General features: G+C 35.7%; 25 protein-coding genes. 17 read left to right on the forward strand and 8 right to left on the reverse strand.

The genetic code is table 11. The features are described 5' to 3' along the window. The 3 genes from AC1D0Y_RS14590 to AC1D0Y_RS14600 form a co-directional block, all read right to left on the reverse strand. A partial coding sequence (locus AC1D0Y_RS14590; protein ID WP_477707813.1) for a small, acid-soluble spore protein, alpha/beta type occupies positions 1 to 114 on the reverse strand: 114 nt, incomplete at its 3' end. Between the two features lie 342 nt (positions 115 to 456). After that, the gene (locus AC1D0Y_RS14595) at positions 457 to 663 is read right to left on the reverse strand and encodes a hypothetical protein (protein WP_286127655.1); all 207 of its coding nucleotides are present in this window, start codon (positions 661 to 663) and stop codon (positions 457 to 459) included. 42 nt (positions 664 to 705) lie between these two features. After that, positions 706 to 870: a hypothetical protein gene (locus AC1D0Y_RS14600; protein WP_477707730.1), complete on the reverse strand. Its 165-nt coding sequence runs from the start codon at positions 868 to 870 to the stop codon at positions 706 to 708. Positions 871 to 1,056: 186 nt separating this feature from the next. Between AC1D0Y_RS14600 and AC1D0Y_RS14605 the strand changes: the two genes are divergently transcribed. From AC1D0Y_RS14605 to AC1D0Y_RS14645, 9 genes are all read left to right on the forward strand, one after another. Next, positions 1,057 to 1,263, forward strand: a complete 207-nt coding sequence (locus AC1D0Y_RS14605) for a hypothetical protein (protein WP_060747254.1) — start codon at positions 1,057 to 1,059, stop codon at positions 1,261 to 1,263. A gap of 132 nt (positions 1,264 to 1,395) precedes the next feature. After that, on the forward strand, positions 1,396 to 1,578 hold the full coding sequence (locus AC1D0Y_RS14610; protein WP_028409838.1) for a hypothetical protein: 183 nt from the start codon (positions 1,396 to 1,398) through the stop codon (positions 1,576 to 1,578). A 219-nt stretch (positions 1,579 to 1,797) separates the two neighbouring features. Further along, the gene (locus tag AC1D0Y_RS14615) at positions 1,798 to 2,541 is read left to right on the forward strand and encodes an HAD family hydrolase (protein ID WP_477707731.1); all 744 of its coding nucleotides are present in this window, start codon (positions 1,798 to 1,800) and stop codon (positions 2,539 to 2,541) included. A gap of 130 nt (positions 2,542 to 2,671) precedes the next feature. Further along, entirely contained in the window at positions 2,672 to 2,860 is a 189-nt protein-coding gene (locus tag AC1D0Y_RS14620) for a hypothetical protein (RefSeq protein WP_116514477.1), read from the forward strand. Between the two features lie 186 nt (positions 2,861 to 3,046). Continuing rightward, positions 3,047 to 3,385 carry a CotD family spore coat protein gene (locus AC1D0Y_RS14625; protein ID WP_477707732.1) on the forward strand — a complete coding sequence of 113 codons (339 nt, stop codon included), beginning with the start codon at positions 3,047 to 3,049 and terminating at the stop codon, positions 3,383 to 3,385. A gap of 201 nt (positions 3,386 to 3,586) precedes the next feature. After that, on the forward strand, positions 3,587 to 3,694 hold the full coding sequence (locus tag AC1D0Y_RS14630) for a YjcZ family sporulation protein (RefSeq protein WP_016766356.1): 108 nt from the start codon (positions 3,587 to 3,589) through the stop codon (positions 3,692 to 3,694). A gap of 287 nt (positions 3,695 to 3,981) precedes the next feature. Next, positions 3,982 to 4,134 carry a YjcZ family sporulation protein gene (locus AC1D0Y_RS14635; protein WP_013058439.1) on the forward strand — a complete coding sequence of 51 codons (153 nt, stop codon included), beginning with the start codon at positions 3,982 to 3,984 and terminating at the stop codon, positions 4,132 to 4,134. Between the two features lie 191 nt (positions 4,135 to 4,325). After that, positions 4,326 to 4,739, forward strand: a complete 414-nt coding sequence (locus AC1D0Y_RS14640; protein WP_477707733.1) for a helix-turn-helix domain-containing protein — start codon at positions 4,326 to 4,328, stop codon at positions 4,737 to 4,739. 502 nt (positions 4,740 to 5,241) lie between these two features. Then, entirely contained in the window at positions 5,242 to 5,712 is a 471-nt protein-coding gene (locus AC1D0Y_RS14645; protein ID WP_337134595.1) for a DinB family protein, read from the forward strand. A 369-nt stretch (positions 5,713 to 6,081) separates the two neighbouring features. Here AC1D0Y_RS14645 and AC1D0Y_RS14650 read toward each other — a convergent pair whose 3' ends face one another. Beyond that, positions 6,082 to 7,272: a DHH family phosphoesterase gene (locus AC1D0Y_RS14650; RefSeq protein WP_060747260.1), complete on the reverse strand. Its 1,191-nt coding sequence runs from the start codon at positions 7,270 to 7,272 to the stop codon at positions 6,082 to 6,084. 326 nt (positions 7,273 to 7,598) lie between these two features. On the opposite strand from AC1D0Y_RS14650, the gene AC1D0Y_RS14655 reads away from it, so the two are divergent. Then, positions 7,599 to 9,314 carry an NAD-dependent malic enzyme gene (locus AC1D0Y_RS14655; protein WP_060747261.1) on the forward strand — a complete coding sequence of 572 codons (1,716 nt, stop codon included), beginning with the start codon at positions 7,599 to 7,601 and terminating at the stop codon, positions 9,312 to 9,314. A 561-nt stretch (positions 9,315 to 9,875) separates the two neighbouring features. Here AC1D0Y_RS14655 and AC1D0Y_RS14660 read toward each other — a convergent pair. Then, on the reverse strand, positions 9,876 to 10,286 hold the full coding sequence (locus AC1D0Y_RS14660; protein ID WP_013084432.1) for a YndM family protein: 411 nt from the start codon (positions 10,284 to 10,286) through the stop codon (positions 9,876 to 9,878). Positions 10,287 to 10,522: 236 nt separating this feature from the next. Between AC1D0Y_RS14660 and AC1D0Y_RS14665 the strand changes: the two genes are divergently transcribed. Next, positions 10,523 to 10,936, forward strand: coding sequence for a general stress protein (locus AC1D0Y_RS14665; RefSeq protein ID WP_060747262.1), 414 nt, complete (start codon positions 10,523 to 10,525; stop codon positions 10,934 to 10,936). A gap of 100 nt (positions 10,937 to 11,036) precedes the next feature. Here the strand turns inward: AC1D0Y_RS14665 and AC1D0Y_RS14670 are convergent, their stop codons facing one another. The 3 genes from AC1D0Y_RS14670 to AC1D0Y_RS14680 form a co-directional block, all read right to left on the reverse strand. Further along, positions 11,037 to 11,318 carry a YrhK family protein gene (locus AC1D0Y_RS14670; protein ID WP_013084430.1) on the reverse strand — a complete coding sequence of 94 codons (282 nt, stop codon included), beginning with the start codon at positions 11,316 to 11,318 and terminating at the stop codon, positions 11,037 to 11,039. A gap of 240 nt (positions 11,319 to 11,558) precedes the next feature. Continuing rightward, positions 11,559 to 12,728, reverse strand: a complete 1,170-nt coding sequence (locus AC1D0Y_RS14675) for an MFS transporter (RefSeq protein WP_060747263.1) — start codon at positions 12,726 to 12,728, stop codon at positions 11,559 to 11,561. Positions 12,729 to 12,809: 81 nt separating this feature from the next. After that, positions 12,810 to 13,325 carry a cyclophilin-like fold protein gene (locus tag AC1D0Y_RS14680; RefSeq protein ID WP_028409846.1) on the reverse strand — a complete coding sequence of 172 codons (516 nt, stop codon included), beginning with the start codon at positions 13,323 to 13,325 and terminating at the stop codon, positions 12,810 to 12,812. Between the two features lie 178 nt (positions 13,326 to 13,503). Between AC1D0Y_RS14680 and AC1D0Y_RS14685 the strand changes: the two genes are divergently transcribed. From AC1D0Y_RS14685 to AC1D0Y_RS14710, 6 genes are all read left to right on the forward strand, one after another. After that, the gene (locus tag AC1D0Y_RS14685) at positions 13,504 to 14,406 is read left to right on the forward strand and encodes a LysR family transcriptional regulator (protein WP_060747265.1); all 903 of its coding nucleotides are present in this window, start codon (positions 13,504 to 13,506) and stop codon (positions 14,404 to 14,406) included. Between the two features lie 460 nt (positions 14,407 to 14,866). After that, positions 14,867 to 15,196, forward strand: a complete 330-nt coding sequence (locus AC1D0Y_RS14690; RefSeq protein ID WP_033580026.1) for a PadR family transcriptional regulator — start codon at positions 14,867 to 14,869, stop codon at positions 15,194 to 15,196. After that, a complete protein-coding gene (locus AC1D0Y_RS14695; protein WP_060747314.1) occupies positions 15,183 to 15,746 on the forward strand; it encodes an HAAS signaling domain-containing protein in 564 nt (187 codons plus the stop codon). Before AC1D0Y_RS14690 ends, AC1D0Y_RS14695 begins: the two co-directional genes overlap by 14 nt. Beyond that, positions 15,736 to 16,599, forward strand: coding sequence for a DUF4097 family beta strand repeat-containing protein (locus AC1D0Y_RS14700; protein ID WP_060747266.1), 864 nt, complete (start codon positions 15,736 to 15,738; stop codon positions 16,597 to 16,599). Before AC1D0Y_RS14695 ends, AC1D0Y_RS14700 begins: the two co-directional genes overlap by 11 nt. Before the next feature lie 365 nt (positions 16,600 to 16,964). Then, the gene (locus AC1D0Y_RS14705; protein WP_060747267.1) at positions 16,965 to 18,131 is read left to right on the forward strand and encodes an alanine dehydrogenase; all 1,167 of its coding nucleotides are present in this window, start codon (positions 16,965 to 16,967) and stop codon (positions 18,129 to 18,131) included. 21 nt (positions 18,132 to 18,152) lie between these two features. Next, on the forward strand, positions 18,153 to 19,571 hold the full coding sequence (locus AC1D0Y_RS14710) for a sodium/glutamate symporter (RefSeq protein ID WP_060747268.1): 1,419 nt from the start codon (positions 18,153 to 18,155) through the stop codon (positions 19,569 to 19,571). The last annotated feature ends 282 nt before the right edge of the window (positions 19,572 to 19,853 follow it).

Raw genomic sequence — 19,853 nt, forward strand, 5'->3', positions numbered from 1 at the left:
AGCACCAAGGTTTACACCAAATTCGCTAGCGATTTCATATTTCATTTGATCGATTGCTTGTTCAGCACCATATACTAATAATTCGTTGTTGTTGCTGCTGTTGTTGTTTGCCATGTTGTGTCACCTCCTTGTTTTTCTTAAGTTTCCTATTGTGGAAGAGATGTATTCATGGTAAATAATGGATGTATATTTCCTTGTTAGGATGACATACTAATTTTTAGAAACAACCGACACTGTAAAAAGTGGGATTAGATGTTTCATTTCCTTGTGACTAAAAACTAAACGCTTGCCATGTGTAGGAGAGAGAATGACAATTCGTTTGTCATTCTTTTTTCATGTTCATGGGTATATTATTTGAAGGACAAAGGACTAACTCTATAAAGAGTTAGTCTTTTGCTTGATGAAAACGATCAATATTCAAAAAGCTGCCTCAAAGGATTGCTTTTTATATCTGTTTTAAGAGTTAGGTTTATTGATTCTATCCATTGCTTCTTGAATTGCATTTACAACAAAAGGATCTTTTTCCTTCAAATCATTCACGCTGATTTCACCTGATTGTAAACCTCTGCAAATTTCATGGATATCTTCTTCAATTGTAATCGGCAGCTTATTTTCTGTAAGCATGTTACTTAATTCATTTGCTAACATTTTTTGTTGATCCATGGGATGCCCTCCTCGTCATGTAAAAGTATAAAGTGATCAAGTTTATTTATTTTCTCTTTCTTCTTGCTGATTCTGTACTTTTTCAATTCCGGTGTTTGATTCAAATCCGACTCGATAAGTGCTGGATTTTTGTTGCTTTACTGAATCTGGCATTTGATACTGCTTTAAATCATCCTGAAACTGTCTTGTGCTTCGATTTCCTTCCACTTGTATTCCTCCTCTGTAAATTAAGTTTTGACGTTTTAGTTTCTCCATTTCGTAAAACAATTAAGCATGTTGTACATGTCTCTTAGCAACAAGTATCTATTTAATTCTCGGGAAATAAAAATATAACTTAACCTTCCACTTATTTTATCTTCAAATTTTCAAACAATAGGGCTAGGAGGTGTTTTTATGCCAAAGAAAGACTTTAAAGGCGTTGATAATTCAGGAATTGCAGAAAGAGTTGATTATAACAACTATAAAAATAAAGATAGCAATAATGATCCTACGCTTAACCGTATTGTCGAAGAAGATGGGCGTGCTATTGACCCCAGGGAAACCTTAGAAAATTTCTTTACTGACCTTGAAGGCGAAGAGCCACAAGAAATTACAACTTAATAAAAAAAGTCAAAAACGGCGTATCTTTTTTAGCGAAAAGACCTATGAAACGCAGCTGTTTTTATTAGAGAACCTGATTTAAACAAGTTAACATGATTTAAAAAATGAGGACTATTAATAGAGGTGAAGTTAATGTCGCACACAGAAACTGAACGAAAAACGTATATGTATGATCCTTTCACTATACAAGGTCTTGAAATGAATATACCTAAAGAAGGCGAAGGCAGCCAACCGCTAATAAATCGTTCAGGACTGAGTACCTCTACGTTCAAAACAAACATGAATAGAAAACATTTTGAACGTTATATGTATTAGCAGGAATATCCTGCAGCTTTTTATCTTATAAAAAGATCCTTCTATTTTATACGCTAGAAGGGTCTTTCCACTAAATATTCTCATTTCAGTATAGTAATCAATTGCTTGTGCCTAACGTATTGGGAAATTCACCTTCGTGTTAGGTTTGGATAGGTAATAAAAGTGGTTAGTGTTTTTTTTATATTGTCTGTACATCCATTGTAGAAAGGATTTAACGAAATGCAGAAGCAAACCTTACTTTTTAATTTAGACGATACGCTTGTTCACTGTAATAAATATTTTAGAGACACCATAAATGCTTTTGTGGCTCAATTGCAGGAGTGGTTTGAGAATCTGACTAAGGAAGAAATAAAACAAAAGCAGTTAGAGATAGATTTAAAAAGTATTGAAAAGTATGGCCTTCATTCTTCCCGTTTTCCAGAATCATTAGTAGCTACTTATTTATTTTTTAGTGAACAAAATCATCAAGATATCCATGAAGATAGAGTCGAACGAGTGAAAAAAATTGGTCAAAGTGTATTTGAAGTACCGATAGAGCCTTTGCCAAATATGTATGAAGTATTAGATAAGCTAAAAGAACAAGGACATAATCTCTACTTACATACAGGTGGAGACGAGGAAAATCAAGGTAGAAAAATTGTTCAGCTAGAGCTAGCTAAATACTTTGAAAAAAGGGTATTTATTTCTGAACAAAAAGATACATGTGCATTAAAAGAAATCCTAAACCAAATTAAGTACGATCCAAAAAAGACTTGGATGATTGGGAATTCATTAAAAACCGATATAAGACCGGCAGTAGAAGCTGGAATACATGCGATTCACGTACCTTCTGAACTGGAGTGGAGCTACAACGAAGTTAAAATTGATGTTGCGCCAAAAGGTAAATTGCTAACTGTTAATTCATTGCTGGAAGTTCCAGAAATCATTCAAAAGCATGCTCAAGAAACGGTTGTGTCCACCTAATATTAGGCCATATGTAAACACAATATACAGAAACAGCCAACCGTTGATTAAACCTTACCCAACGGTGGCAAGATCAAATTCTTATGTTTTTTCTAATCAACTCACATACTACACAGAGGAGGTGCCTGATATGGAAGATCAATCCAAAGAATCAGAAAAGATGATATGTGAAGATCATAATTCTCCAGTTGACGAAAGAAGTTACGATTTATACGAAGCGACCCGTAATTCACTTTTACGTAATGAATTAGACGATAAAAACAAAACCATTTTAAATAATATTGATAACGCAGCGATGGATGTTAACCTTGAGGAATAATGGACATTAAAAAAACTTCTATTTCTTAGTCTCATAGCTATGTTACTAAGGATACACGTTTCTTTTTCTCTTGATAAAAAAGACCCTAAATCATTAGGGCCTTTTTTAGGTATTTGTCCAAACATTCTATGGTTGTTTCACATACAGTAAGAGGAGTCTACTAACAGAAAGGAGAAGATTTTTAATATGAGAAACAACTATCCTTATCAGCACTCTAATTACGGTGGTTATCAAGGAGCTATGTATCCTCAGCAAGGTGGCTGCGGTTATCCTCAAGCTAAACCTTGTGGTCAATTGTCTCCTCAAACCATGCCTGCTCAGTATGACCCAGTTAAACAAAACACATCTTTTACTGGTCAAAATGTGTTTGTACCAGTGGTGCATCCTAGTCATACCACAAATGTTTATCAAAAAAATTATAAATATATGCACTCATTCCCGCATACAGAATCCGTTGTATGTCAGGAAACGCATCAACATTTTTGTGCTCCAAGCTGTCCTCCTAGACCTCGTCCTTGGTGCTGATAGCCAAAAAAGCCCCTTCATTTTAGCAATGAAGGGTTTTTACTATGTGAAATTTAGGATGTTATTTAGCTATTGTTAAACAAAGTAGCCTATTTTTGACCAAAATCCAATCGATATGAGCTATGTCTACATATAATACCTTAACCCATGTATATTTAAAGTTTTTTCCTTTAGTTAAATACCACGAAAAGAGGTGTTTGTATGTCTAGTTATGGTGGAGCTGGTTCTGGTTTTGCTTTATTAGTTGTCTTGTTTATTCTTCTTGTCATTATTGGATGCAGCTGTTACGGCCGCGGATTTGGCTATTAATAACAATAAAAAAGTCTTTCTCTAATGTGAGAAAGACTTTTTTATTCTAGGTTGTGCGGGGGTGCTTTTATATGCAATAGAAATGATCGGGCGGAATTCAAGCAATCTATTGCAGAGGGAGTCAAACTCATATATGGGATGTGAGGATGCTTCATTGTATGTAAAAGAAACTAAAAGGTTATTATTTTTTTATTTATAGTGATATAAAACGTAGTCTATCCACTTCGTGGAGCAAATTTCGTTTTTCATCATATGCTAAATGTATGAACGAGAAGGAGGTGAAGTTTATGTTCTTTGGCGGTTATGGCGGAGGTTGTGGCTATGGTTATGGCGGCGGCTGCGGTTACGGCGGTGGCAGTGGTTTTGCTTTAATTATCGTGCTGTTTATCTTATTAATCATTATTGGCTGTGCTTGTTGGGGAGGATTTGGCGGTTGCTAATTATTAGCCTGCCTTTCTCTCTAACTTAAAAAAGTTAGCTTTATGCTAGCTTTTTTTATTTGTTAAATGAGGACATGTATAGCGATTAGTACTAATACCTGCTGTGTTAACCAATGGTTTACAGCTTGTTACTAAGCGTTTATGGAATTTTTTACATATTGATTGTAAGCTAAGCCTTAGAGGTGATGAAGGTGAATTTAGGGGAACAGCTGCAGAAGTTAAGAGAAGAGAAAAAGATGTCGAGGGAAGAATTAGCCAGGGAAATGAATGTATCTAGACAAGCTGTATACAAGTGGGAGAACAACAAAGGGTATCCGGATATTGAAAACCTTATTAAGTTACGTGAGTTATATGATGTGACGTTGGATGAATTGATTAAAGGGGATCAGAAGTTTCAAAAGAAAATTGCAATAGATGAAGAGGAAGAGGAGCCATCTACTCCAGGGTTTGTCATAGGGATTATCATTGTATTTATAGGAATATTTTTTGACTGGGGTAAATTTTCATTCTGTGTTTCGATACTAGGGTTTGCAATTATGCTTTTTTATAACGAATTAAAACAAACGTTTTGGAATATAAAAAAGGATTTTAAGGAAGAAAGGTAAGTAAACAGGCTTTAAGTTCTCTTAAAGCCTGTTTTTGTAACTTCAGTTTTCATTAAGAATCCTGCCAAGATAATAAAGGCAGCAGATAAAAGTAATGCGGTTAATCCCTGTTTTAAAATACATCCAAAAATCGTTATAGAAAATGATCCTAAAAAGAACGTTAATTTGACCAAAATATTTCTCTTACTCATTTATAACATCTCAATTCTACATACAGATCATCCATAAAGTTACTGATATTGCTTTCTTTGTCCAACGCTCCAAGCCAAACCTAATACAGAAACAGTTACAACTATCGCTGTCAACATAACTATATTCACCTCTTCTTCCTTATAATTACATTGTAACATAGCCTCAGCATGCTGTTTTAAAAGAGATGTGAAAATGACCAATATATTATACTCAGCATAAGAACCATGAATATTTGAAATAAGTTTAATTAAAAATTCACCTCTTTGTTTTGGGGAAATCATGTAAAATGATGATAAGAGGAGGGATGGAAATGAATGGAACAGATGCAATAGTATTAAATATAAAAGAGATTAGAAGAAGAAGTATAAAGGTTTGGCAAGCAATTCCTGATGATAAACTCGATTGGAAGCCAGATAAAGAAGCTATGACATGCATAGAAATGGTTCGTCATGTCTTGGAGTCAGAATACTATTATCATCTAGCTATCAAAAATGTAGGCAGCTTAAAGGAATTTGATTCTCCTTTTGAAAAAAGACCCTTACAATCTATAAAGGATGAATTGGAGTTTGCAGCATCATACCACCAACAATTTTTAGACATGATTACTGCTTTTTCTGAAGAAGATTTAACTAACATTCAAATAGACCGTTCAGATGTTGGTTATATTCGTTCTTTAGGGGATATGTTGATGCGGATAGGCTATCATGAATCCGTACACGCTGGACAACTCTTACAGTATTTGAGAATCATGGAGGTTGATCGACCTAGAATATGGGATTAAACCAATTAGCTAATATGTATATCATAGATAAAACTAGTTACCATAATGTCCCTGTTTTCTAAGGAACATTTTTTGGTATTTATAGAAAGCTCATTGTTTGCAATCTGTGAATTTGACCAAACATCGCTGCAATATCTTTCCGAATAGACGAGCCAATTAATTAGCTATAAGCAACTATACCAGCGGCTATCTCCATGAAGATAGCCGCTGCGACTTCTGGATCTTGAAAACATGCTCCGCATGGAATAGTATCCAAATCTGCTCCTGAACGTTCAAGCGGAGCTGGGGGAAAGGAAAGCTACTTCATTTTCGTTTAATAGCTTTTCTGGGTCTTTCATTCATTAGATGAATCAAAATATGTTTCGGTGCTTATTCTCCGTGCTTTAGTTTTTTTATATACCTTATTAAATACTTTACAAAGATATCATCTCTTACTAACCAGGCGGCATAATTCCTTTTTAAAAAGATTTCTGCTTCCTTAAAGCTTTTAAATGTATGAACCGATAGCCCTTTGCTATTTTCAATTATCCATTCATCTTCATTCTGAAGAGAAACAAGGAACATATCATCATTTTGAGTTTCGTAGAGAGAACCAGATGAAGATTCTTTCAAATTATATCGGTTTCTTCTTGCATCCTCTCGTACAGGATCCAGATGAAATGTATCTGTTACAAACTGGTTATAAGCTTCATTAGTTAACGAACATCCAGCAGCTTTTGCGTGACCTCCGCCTCCATAGTGACCGGCAACTTCTGATACATCCACATGATCATGAATGGTCCGAAGACTAATTCGTTTTCCTCCCATATTCAACATGGCAATGTAATCAAGGTGAGGATATTCTTTTCCTAATTCGTTTCCAAGTTCTGAATGATACGATTCAGCGTACACGATCCCTGCCAAATAGTCATCTATAGAGGTTTGCACCAATTCTCGTCTTTTCCGACGAATATAACGTTCTACTTTATCTTCTTCCATATCTAATATCTTCTGTTCAAACTCGTCAAAAAAGAAGTGGTCACTGTTTTGAAGTCTGTTAACCATTTTTTCTTCAAACTCGTCAATAGATATTAAAAAGAAGAGAGCATTTAGCCTGTGTGCTTCTTGGTTGTTGTTCTTTTCCCATTCCCAAGTATCATACTGCCTTACTAGTTCTACAAATTCATCAACCGCATTGGAAGTCTGGATAAGTTCATTTTCTATAAGGTATTCATAAAACAAGGACGTTCCCGAGGCTAAGCTCCCTTCGTTGTCTTCTACGACAACGTGTCCCCATTCATATTCGTTGAAATGAAGAGCTGTTTTATGATGATCAAGCAGCTGGACTTTTCCTCCTGTTTGATAAAACTCTTCAAGTCTTTTTTCATTCTCTTCGTTTACTGATAAATCCGTGATAAATAAATGTGTATTTCTTTCTTCATTTTCTAAAAACCATTCTACTTCACGGTTAAGCGATGCAATAGAGTTATAACGAATTTTTATTCTATCTCCAAAAGCTAACTTTGCTAAAACTCCGCATCCAACTCCATCTAAATCCGTATGTGATAACAGTTTATACATATCTTTCACCTCGAAATTATTATGATACGAGAGAAAGGTTTTTAACCGCTGAAGCTTTAGTTTGCTGAAGAGCACTATGGTAAAACTAATTTTTCTTTAGGTAACTATGTTAACGTCCAAAAAGCATAACATACAAAGCTTCTTTCCACTTGACCTATCTGAATACAAACTAGAGTGCTGCCTTAATTATATGTTTAGGGAAGAGCATCTTCGTTTAAAGGTATTGTATGTAACAAGAAAACATCTTGGTTACCCATAATGAGATCTATGATATAAGAAAAACATTGGTTTTTTATATTCTTTTAAGAACAGAAAGGGGATAAAATATGAGATCTTCTGCTGAAGCACAAAAGAGTTTCGTTCAAACACCATTAAAAGGGAAAAATATTTTATCGAGACCTTATCTAAACAAAGGATCTGCATTTACAAAAAGAGAAAGAGAAGAACTCAAGTTAGATGGATTATTACCGCCCACCGTACTGACATTAGAAGAACAAGTACAGCGTGCTTATCAACAGTTTAAGAATGCATCAAATGATTTGCAAAAAAATAATTTATTAAACGATTTGCATAATCGAAATGTGGTATTGTTTTATCGATTATTAAAAGATCATTTAAGTGAAATGCTACCGATTATTTACACACCAACCGTTGGAGAAGCTATTCAAGAATATAGCCATCAATATCACCGTCCTGATGGTCTATATTTGTCTATTGACGAAGCGGACAAAATGGACAAAGCGATAGAAAATGTAGAATTAAGCTCAGAAGATATTGATTTAATCGTAGTTACAGACTCTGAGAGCATTCTTGGAATAGGAGACTGGGGAGTAGGCGGAATTAACATTGCAGTGGGTAAATTAGCGGTATATACAGCAGCTGCCGGTATTGACCCGAGCCGTGTTCTTCCCATTGTGTTAGACGTAGGAACCAATAATAAAGAATTACTTAAAGATCCGCTTTATTTAGGTAATCGCCATGAGCGTGTAACAGGCGAAGCTTACAATCAATTTATTGATCAATTTGTAAATAAAATAATAAATAAGTTCCCAAAAGCATTGTTACATTGGGAGGACTTAGGGAATAAAAATGCCAGACGCATTATAGAAGAGTATGGAGATCATCTTTTAACATTTAATGATGATATTCAAGGTACGGGTGTGATTACATTAGGGGCTGTATTGACAGCTTTAAAAATTACAAAGACCTCCCTAAAAGATCATCGTATTGTTGTCTTTGGACCAGGTTCTGCCGGTATTGGAAACGCTGATCGAATCCACAGTGCGATGGTTCTTGAAGGTCTTTCAGAAGAGGAAGCATATGATAGGTTTTGGGCCTATGATTATAGAGGGCTGTTAACAAAGGAGATAAATGATTTAGCTTCATTCCAGCAGCCTTATGCCCGTAAAGTAGAAGAAATAAAAAATTGGAAAAAAGATAATGAAAATAAAATACCTTTGTTAGAAGTAATCAAACAAGTAAAGCCTACTATTCTAATTGGAACATCGGGAGTAACAGGGGCATTTAAGGAAGAAATGATTAGAGAAATGGCTCGTCATGTAGAAAGACCTGTGATTATGCCTTTATCTAACCCTACTAAGTTAGCTGAAGCTATCCCGAAAGATATTATACATTGGACAAATGGCAAAGCATTAATTGCAACAGGAAGTCCCTTTGATTCAGTGGAGTATAGAGGAACAACATATGAAATTGGCCAAGCTAATAATGCATTTGTATTTCCCGGTCTTGGTCTGGGCGCAATTGCTGTAAAAGCTGAAAAATTTACAGAGATGATGTTCGCTGAAGCTGCAAATGCAGTCGCCCATATGGCCGAAACTCAAACCAAAGGTGATACGTTACTTCCTCATATTAAAGATCTTCAAAACGTATCCAAAACAGTGGCTATAGCTGTTGCAAAAGCTGCTATTAAAGATGGTGTATCTAAATTTCAAGAACAGGATGTAGAAAAGTTAATAGAAAAAACTATGTGGAAACCAGAATATAAGACTATCCGACCAATAAGTAAGGCAGAAGCGAATTGATCTCTTAGTGAATTTTTTCAAGGTTATTCCTTTCTCGAGTTGATGTAAACATATACATCCAACGTTAAGAAGAGCCCATCTCTTTCAACTGAAAGGGAGTGGGCTTTTTCTTAATATAATATATGAATTCTCTACCATAAATACATCTCTCAGAATTAAAAAAGAAGGCTGAGACATAACTAAATCACTTCAATCTAAAGACGAACAACTCGGATGAATGCTTTAGTATGAATTACTTATTACAGCGCTGTTAATTTCCGTGCAAGGCTTCGCTTTTCGCGGGCGGCCGGTGAGCCTCCTCGTTGCTTGCGCTCCTGTGGGGTCTCATCTGTTCAGCTTTTCCCGCAGGAGTCTTCGCCTTGCCCTTCAATCAACAGCTAGAAACAAATATATATATGAAATCTACGTTCAACATACCCATAAAAAAATCCGAACGAAGTTGATTCTCTATCAAGAATCTCAATTCATCGTTCGGATCTTCCTTTGACTACAATACTTTTATTCCAGTCTTTCTTTTTACTAATTTGTCTATTTTTGATATTTGCTCTTCTTGTTAATAAGTTATTTATTATACGTCGCATCGGTATGTTTATCGTTATCGGTGTTAAGAACATGTTTATCTAGATACTTATGGAAGAACCATTCACTAACGGCTATAACAATAGCTGATACTACAGAAGCCTGAATAACGGTTATGGTATTTCCAAAAAAGGATGCCCCCATTATCCAGATGACTAAAAAAGATAAAATAAGATCAGAAATTGTAGCGACAATGTTTCTTTTTTTATAGTCTGAATCATCAGCAGCATTGCGATATACTAACAAATCACCAAGGGCATAAGCGACAACTGTGAGGACTAAACCGATTAGTATAGTGTCACTAAAATTGTAATTATAAATGCCTGTAAATACTATGCCTAAGACTACAGCGCTCATTACAAACTTTATAATAAGAGCCTTTACATGTTTCATCTTTTTTCATCTCCCTTTTATTATCTTTTAATGAATATATACCCAGTCTTAGGGGAGGTAATCTTTTTTAGATAAACGTTTTGCCTTAAGCAAGCTAGCATTTATTTAATCGAATTCCTTAAAAAGGGAAAATCATTTGATTCACTCCTTTAACTACGGCTCCATTGTTAAGAAAGGTAGAATAGCGGGTACATAAAAAATAAGGACAAAAGATCTTAATGAAGGAGGAAGGTTTTATGAGTAAAAGTATTATAGGTGTATATGAGTCGCCGGAAGAAACATTAACTAGAATTGAGAAATTAAGAATGATAGGGTATGAGGATAATGAAATTACAGTTCTAACTAATCAAGAGACCGCAGCGGGCAACCTAGCTTATCGAACGAATGTAAACGTGGATAAGCTATCTGCTGCTGACCAAGATAAGGTCACTCAGGAAGATATGACTGGAGGGGCCCAGCCGGATTCTTTTTTAGATAAATTAAAGAAATTTTTTGTGGTCCAAAATTACTCAAATGAAGAAGACCGTGCAACAAATTTAGGTATTCCCAAAGAGGAGCTAACCTCTCATAAAAAAGATTTGGATGATGGAAAGTTTGTAATTGCTGTGACTTCTCATAAATTGAATGAAAAAGGGTTAGACCTAGGGTGATATATTTGATTTAAAAATCGAACCAAAAGGGGGTGTACGCTAACGCTTACACCCCCTTTTGATATATATAGAATTCAAAAGAAAAATATTTAAAGGAAGATTATTTATTACGATAACCTTCCTTTAAATATTTTCGTAGGTGGAAATCATGCACTAATTTAATCGTTGGACGAATGAGCAATTGCACGCTCCCAAGAATAAATAACCAAATCCCTATATTTTTTAAGGAATCATAGAAGAATAAAATACTGCCAATTAGGAACCAGATGCCTATCAAGAAATCATTAATCGTATTTATAACTTTATAACTCTTTTTAAAGAACAATTCGTATTTACCTATTTCAATCTCCCCGTAGTCTTCTTTTCTTCCCATTTCTGACATTGTAACTCCCTCTTTTTCTTGAATTTCCTTTTTTTTATTCCCTTAGCAAGTCATAAAAAAACGTCTTTTGTAACAGGTATATGATGGTAAGGAAACAAGCGTAACTTTAGTTTATTTTTCCATCTCAAATCTCCATTTTTATCTATTAATGGTGTAAGCATTGATTAGAATAGATTTCTGCTCTTCATAGATGCAATAAAAGAAAACACAGGAATCCCTAAAAAGAATTGAATTGATGCCTTATTTAGAAAGCTGTTTTATAGGACGATTCATGTAGCTTCTTGGTAAAATAAATACTACGCTCAATACTAATGACAAGATCCCCACTAGTACGACGTATTCTGTACCCAGCCCTGATATAAATAGTCCACCTACAGCTGTACCAATCGTTGTTCCTAAGTTAACGGATGATAAAAATAGTCCGTTTGCGAAATCAGGAGCTTCTGGAGCTGCTGATGAAATCCAATATTGATTAATATTCGTTCCTATCCCAGCGAATATTCCCCAAACTAAAGTCATAATAGCCATAGGCCAAGTGAACTGTCCGGTGAAGAATAAAATGATGTAAACCACTCCCAATGCAAAAGGAAAAACTACTACCGTTTTGATGGCATTTTTCGTAAGCAGCTTCCCTGCGATAATGTTTCCAATAATATTGGCCACACCGAATAGAATTAATATAAAGCTAATTAGTTTTCCAGAGATGTTCGTAACGGTTTTAAGATACTCAGCAAGATAGCTGTATACTCCAAATACTGCTGAATTCAGTAAAAGGACGGCCATAATGGAAAGCCAAGTAACGGGGTTTTTTAATACGCTGAGCTGCGCTCCGTAGGAAAGTCTTTCTTTAACAGGCATAGAAGGGAAGAATACCCATGTAGCAATAAATACTATAGCGTTAATAACAGCGAAAAATGCCATTGATAGTTGAAACGAAACTGTGCTTGCAAGAAAGCTTGCGATTGGTACACCAAGTACCATACCTGCAGATACGCCAATAAAGACTTTGGAAACAGCTTTTGGAGCGTCTTCCTCGCTGACGGAGTTCGCAGCCATTGTAAAAGCTGCTGAAAAATAAATTGGATGAAAGATAGCTGGAATCACACGCGCAATTATGGCAACAGCAAAGTTAGACGTAAAGATAGAGATAATGTTACCTAAAACGAAAATACCAAGTACAAGCAACATCGCTTTCTTACGATTGACTCCTGAAAATAATAACGGCATAGTTGGACCGGATATTGATACAGTAAGAGCAAAGAGACTCACCAGCCACCCGGCCTTTGATACACTGATATGAAAGTGATCCGTAATGTAGGGCAGTATCCCTATAACTCCCATTTCGGTATTTATAATCCCGAAAGCTCCTAAGGTTAAGACAAATATAAGTAGCTTATGTTGTTTAGACATAAAATCAAATTCCTTCTTTCTAAAAAGCGTTCTGTTCTAGCTGCTTCAAAGCGGGCTGTTTAACGAGCAACCGTCATGTTTTTACTTAGTCACTTTTTCAATGGTAACTGTAAAATCACCATGAATATTTTCAACGTTTTCTTTTCCAGACTCAATTTGACCTAGTATGATAAGGTCATTTGTGGCATCCTCAAAACCTTTATAAAAAATCGCTATATTTCCCCAAGGAGCGTAATAAGCAAAGTCGCCTTTTTTTGATGGATCTCCAGCTTGTCCATCATCTGCTGATAATCTTTTTTGTAAAATACTAATTTTCTCTTTACCTATATAATCTTCAAAAGTGACTTTTAAAGGCAATTGAGCTAGAAAAGCCATACTTGCTGAGTTATCGTACATCCTAATCAAGACTTCTTTATCGTTAAACGTTAATTTGATTCTTGTAGCTGAAATAGAATCTTCTTTTGGCTGTTCTGATGCTTGGTTTAAAAGATTACTTGCATTACGATCTCTGTCCGCTGCAGATGAATTATTGTTGCTGCAAGCAGCGAGGCCAAAGCTTGTTACTAAGATAGAAGACAGACATAAGAATTTTTTCATTTTAAGCTCCTTTCAATTTTGAATATTTAAAAGTGTTGTTTTCGTGATATGAACTTTGTTGCTATTTATTTTAATGGCTCCTTTTAAATATAGAAAATAATTATATCTTATATCCTGGTATGCTTGATAAGCATTTCTGAGACGTATACACTAAAAATTGTGAAAGGAGAAGGAGTATATGGAATTTCGAGTTTTACGCTATTTTCTTACGGTTGCAAGAGAAGGAAACATCACGAGAGCTGCTGATTTTTTGCATGTGACACAGCCAACTTTGTCGAGACAATTAAAAGATCTTGAACAAGAGTTAGGTAAAAAACTATTTATTCGCAGCAGTCACAGTGTCATTCTGACAGATGAAGGAATGCTTCTGCGAAACAGGGCAGAGGAAATCGTTAATATGATGGATAAATTAGAGGCAGAATTTAGTTCGATGGAAGAAACAATAGGTGGTGATGTCTATATAGGCGGCGGGGAAACTGAAGCGATGAAACACATTGCACGAGTAGCAAAAGATGTACAGGTACGTTATCCCAATATACGATATCATCTCTACAGCGGAAACGAAGAAGATATAACGGAACGGCTAGCCAAGGGTCTGCTTGATTTCGGTATTTTAATTCAGCCAGCCGATATTTCAAAATACAATTATCTTAATATGCCTGCCAAAGATGTTTGGGGCGTCGTTATGAAAAAAGACAGCTCTCTTGCCGTCAAAGAAAGCATTCAAGCTGCGGATTTAGTAAACGTTCCACTGATTTGTTCACGACAGGCCGTGAAACAGACTTTTTCAAAAAATGAATTTGCGGATTGGTTTGGCGAAGATTTTCATAAATTAAACATCGTCACTACATACAATCTTGCCTATAATGCGGGCATTATGGTTGAAGAAGGCGTTGGATATGCCATAACACTTGATAAAATCGTCAACACGTCTGCGACTAGCTCTCTTTGTTTCAGACCCTTACAGCCAAGGCTTGAATCAGGTTTAAATATTGTGTGGAAAAAGCATCATGTTCTTTCAGCCGCGGCGGCTGTGTTTTTAAAAGAACTGCAGGGGGAATTTTCACACATTCTAAATTAAATTTGTATTATTTCTAACAAAAAAGAGATTGAGACATCAATATATCAATCCAATCTAAAGACGAATAAATGGGATGATCTATGACACCGCTGTTAATTTCTGTGTCAGACTTCGCTTTTCGCGGGCGGCCTATGAGCTTCCTCGTCGCTCGCGCTCCTGTGGGGGCTCATCCTTTCCGCTTTTCCCGCAGAGCCCTCCAATCAACCGCTAGAAGTAACTACATACATGAAATCTGCGTTCAATTTACCTAGTTATTATCTATTTGGATTTAACAAGTCATTTATCATTTCCTCGTAAGTTATTTTAAAGCTGATATAAAATGGTTAAAATTTAAAAAATATTAAACAGTACCTTGCAATAAACAATAGCTGATGATATATTGTAATTATTAGGAAATCATTGTAAGTCACTACTATACAATAAATAGTAGTGGACTTTAAAAAGAAAAGGGTGAAGAACATTGAACGTGCAATTTAAAAAAGGAGTTTTAGAACTTTGTGTCCTTGTGTTACTGGATAAGAAAGACCGCTATGGATATGAATTAGTTCAAAAAATCTCCGATCAAATTGAAATATCAGAAGGATCCGTATATCCTCTTCTGCGCCGGTTAACAAAAGAAGAATATTTTACAACGTATTTAAAAGAATCTACAGAAGGTCCTTCAAGGAAATATTATCAGCTTACCGATAAAGGCAGGGAGTATTTATACGAACTTATCGATGAATGGAACGAGTTTTCAAGAGGTGTTAATCAATTAATCAAAGAAGGTGTGAACAATGTCGAAGAGTAAATTTTTACAGCAATTAAACGAATCATTAAAACCATTATCCTCAAAAGAACGAGCAGATATTTTACAAGATTATGAAGAACATTTTTCCATTGGCTTAGAAGAAGGAAAAACAGAAGAAGAAATTGTAACGTCCTTAGGTTCTCCAAATCAAATAGCCAAAGAATTGCTGGCAGATTATCATGTTGAGCAAGCAACAGCTAAGGCAACAACTCAAAATATTTTGAGAGCTACTTGGGCCGTAATTGGTTTAGCTTTTTTTAATGTAGTGATTGTGCTTGGGCCTGCCGTTGCATTAGCTGGCTTCATTCTGTCAGCTTGGGCAATAGGTATATGTTTCTTGTTATCTCCCATTCTAGTTCTTGGTGAGGCTATTGTACATTCGAGCGGCTTTTTTCTCTTTAATTTATTCATGTCTTTAGCATTTTGCGGCCTTGGATATTTTATTATGCTAGGTATGTTAGTTGTAACGAAGCTAGTTATAAAAGGCTTTGTACGTTATCTAAAATACAATGTATCACTCGTGAAAGGCGGTTTAAAACGTGTTGAATAAAAAGAAGCTCTCCGTTCTTGCAGGTATTCTCATCCTTGTTGGGATTATAGGAAGTCTCCTTACTTATCGTGCTATTGATCTTAAACCTATTTCAAAAGAAAAAGTTATTAACAGCAATCAAGTATCAAAGGTAAATATCGATACGGATAATACTCGTGTTCATGTGTACCCTATCAAAGGCAGTGATATCAAAGTAACGTTAAAAGGCGAAACATCTTCTAATATAAAAAGAGACTTCACTACTGATGTTAAGAATTCAACACTTTTCATCTCTTATAATGAACAGCAGCGCAGCTGGATCAATTTTGATATTGTTAGTGTGTTAAAGGCGCTATCTATCAACGTTTATCTACCTGAAAAACAGTATAATTCATTGGGGATTTCCAGTAGCAATGGATATGTGTCTGTTAAAAAATTACGCGCAGCAGATGTTTCTGTTCGTGCGAACAATGGACGTGTGGAATTAGAAGACATTGATTCACAAAACCTAAATACGAACGTACACAATGGACTTACAAGCGTAAAAAATGCTGCAGCAAAAACGATTCAAACGAAAGCAAATAACGGGAAAATAACGCTGAGTAACGTGGAAGGCAATTTAAAAGGTGAAACACATAACGGAAGTATTGCTCTTGAAACAGCAGAACTTGATCGAAATATAGACTTTAAAACGCACAATGGAAAAATTAAGATCACCACAGAAAAAGAACCAAGTAACGTTCAATTTAACGTTTCTGTCGACAACGGAAAAGTAGATATCTTGAACAAATATGATAGGGACGCTGTTATTGGCAAAGGAAAGAATATCATTAAACTAGCTACTCACAACGGCAGTATTTCAGTAATAAAGTAACTGTTTGAATAAGCTTGCCTACAAAAAAGCAGAGACACAGCTAGCCTGAGATAATCAAAAAAAGGTTTCACTCATTGAACGTTGATGAGTGGAACCTTTTTTCTATGCAAGATTAATAAGCTAAAAGCTTGTTACTACACAAAAAATAGATAGTAATATTATATTCTTTTGAATTTTTATTCATTTTAATTTATAATTTGGTAAGTAAATGCAGAATAAGGTTCTACTAGAACAATCTCTCTATAGTTTGTGTGTAGCAAGATAAGGTATATTTATTCTAGTCTGAAAATTTATAATAATTTATTTAATCTTAAGATCACGCATGAAGGAGAGGCATTTACAAAAACTAATTTAGGGGGATCAACATGGTATTTGGCGTATTAAGAGATAAGAAAGTGGGAGAATATCGAGTCATTATGACGCCTTTAGAGGTTGCTGCTATTAAAGATGACGGCCATACGGTCCTTGTTCAAAAAGATGCGGGCGCATTAGCGGGGTTTACGAATGAACAGTATGAAGAAGAAGGGGCGGAAATAGTAGAAACAACAGAAGAGATGTATGAAAGATGTGACTTTATCGCAAAAGTTAAAGAGATTGAAGAAAGTGAATATAAGCTGCTTAAGGAAAACCAAATTATCTATACGTGTATACATCCAGCTGCACATAAAGAGCAGGTACAGGCTATACTCGATAGCAAATGTATAGCGTTCACTGCTGAAGATTCACATCGATTTGGTTCAGTAAACTGTGAAGCAGCAGGAAAACAAGGCGCACTAATGGGGCTGCAAGCCATGCTGACGATTAACGGAGGAAAAGGGAAATTTGTTAGTGGCTTAGCTGGAGCTCCTGGTATGAAGGTACTGATTCTTGGAGGAGGACTAGTAGGAAGGTCAGCTCTGCAGGTTTTACATTCATTAGGCGCGTGGTGTACGGTTATGGATGTAAACTACGGAACATTAAGAGATATTGGCAAAACGTATAATGAAAAAGTGAATACGCAGCTATCAACTAAGCAAAATATTAAAAAACTGCTTCCTGAAACTGATATGGTGATTAACTGTGTTAAATGGCCAAAAGAGCGCAAAGATTATTTGATAGAGCGTGATATGCTCAATTTAATGGAAAAAGGATCAGTTATTGTAGATATTAGCAATGATACTGATGGCGCAATTGAATCCTTCCGTGAAACAACTCATGAAAATCCTACATATATCGAAAATGGCGTCGTTCATTATTGTGTAAGCAATATTCCTGGGGCTATTGCTAATTCTACTTCTGTAGCTTATGCGGCATCTGTATTGCCACATATCCAATCCATCCTAAATTTAGGTGTGAAATCAGCCTGTATTAAAGACGGATTTTTAAGACGAAGCTTAACCGCTTATAAAGGATACCTTACACATGAAGAAACAAGCGCTATCCAAAATAGACCTTGGATCAAACCAGAAGACGTATTACATATAAAAGAAGAAAAACTAGACCCAGCACCACCGGCTACATCAACAAGATCAACTCATTTGCTAAGCATTTAACGTGACGAAAGGAGGATATGAATGACTGTATATACGATACTAGTAGATTTTGCTTGTGCCAGCGTCTTGATTCTAATAGGCATGCTGCTTCGGGCAAAATTTAAATTTATTCAAAGAAGCTTTATTCCAGCGAGCTTACTGGCAGGGTTTTTAGGGTTGGCACTAGGACCTAGCTTTCTAAATGTTTTACCTTTTTCCGAAGATATCAGCTCCTATGCAGGAATCATTACCATTTTTGTATTTGCGGCAGTTGGAATAAACGGGTTTTCTTTTTCACCCGGCAATATGAAAAAGGATATTAATCGAATGGGCGCATATGCCACTTATAAAATTCTTTGTATAGGCCTTCAAATGTCTATTCCGATTGTTTTTTCGATTTTAGTGATTTCAAAGTTTGCCCCGGAGATTAATAATGGATTTGGCTTACTTTTAGCAGCCGGATTTTATGGAGGACATGGAACAGCGGCAGCGGTAGGTACAACCTTTGAAAATCTAGGCTGGGAAAATGCAACGGACTTAGGAATGACCGCTGCTACTGGCGGTATTTTAGCAGGGATTTTTGGTGGACTTATTTTTATAAAATGGGCAACTCGAAAAGGCTATACTCATTATGTAAAAGACTTCTCAGAAATTTCGGAGGATCTAAAAACTGGATTAGTTCAACCTAAAAATAGAACGGCCATGGGGAATGACACGATTTCGCCAATTGCCATGGATCCATTAGCCTTTCATTTAGCATTATTAGTTGTGCCATCAGGTTTGGGTTATCTATTAAATAACTATATTGCTACTACTTGGGGACTAGAATTCCCAACCTTTACAATAGCATTTTTGATAGCACTGCTTATGTACATATTGCTAGGAAAAGGAGAAAAAGGCGTTTATAAATACGTTGATAGTAAGATAGTCGATCGTTTAGGCAGTGCAGCAACCGATTTTCTTGTATTTTTCGGTGTGGCATCAATTAAATTACCGATTGTGGTTGAATATGCACTTCCACTTGGTTTGTTAATGCTTTCAGGTATAGTAGTAGTGGTGGTGATGCTAGTTATAATAGGGCCTGCTATGAACTATGAAAGCTGGTTTGAACGTTCCATATTTGTGTATGGCTATTCAACAGGTGTATTTGCAATTGGGCTTACATTACTAAGAATTATTGACCCTAATAACAAATCAAAAACACTTACAGATACAGCGGTAGTTGGGCCGCTTAATACGCCGTTAGAATTGTTTGCATGGTCAGCAGGGCCAGTTATGCTGCTAAGCGGACAGCACTGGACGTTTGTTGGGATTTTTGCAGGCATATCTATTCTATGTCTCGTCATCGCTAGAATCTTCAAGTGGTGGCACTGGAAGGTTCCTTTAGGAGAACGACCTCCTGTTCCATTAGATAGAAATGAAAGCTTTATTCGGATATCCGGAGAACATATTGAAAAATAACGTAGGTTAAATAAAATATGCATACTGAACTAATTATATTTATATCTTATGAATGCGAAACAAGAGCCCGTAAACATATGTTTACGGGCTTTTACAATACAATAAGAAGCTTGTGATAGAGAAGGGGGAATTCTTTAGTTTTCTAACAGGATTTTTCTCTTGTTTTTCCTACTGAACGAATTGTTCGCAATGGACTTACATTAAGCTCGTGATAAGTCCTATTGTACTCTCCGTAAGTAGAAAACTTTAAAAATATACCTTCTTTTATGCTAAAAAAGGAAT

The sequence above is a fragment of the Priestia sp. P1_B12_1 genome, assembly GCF_056406695.1.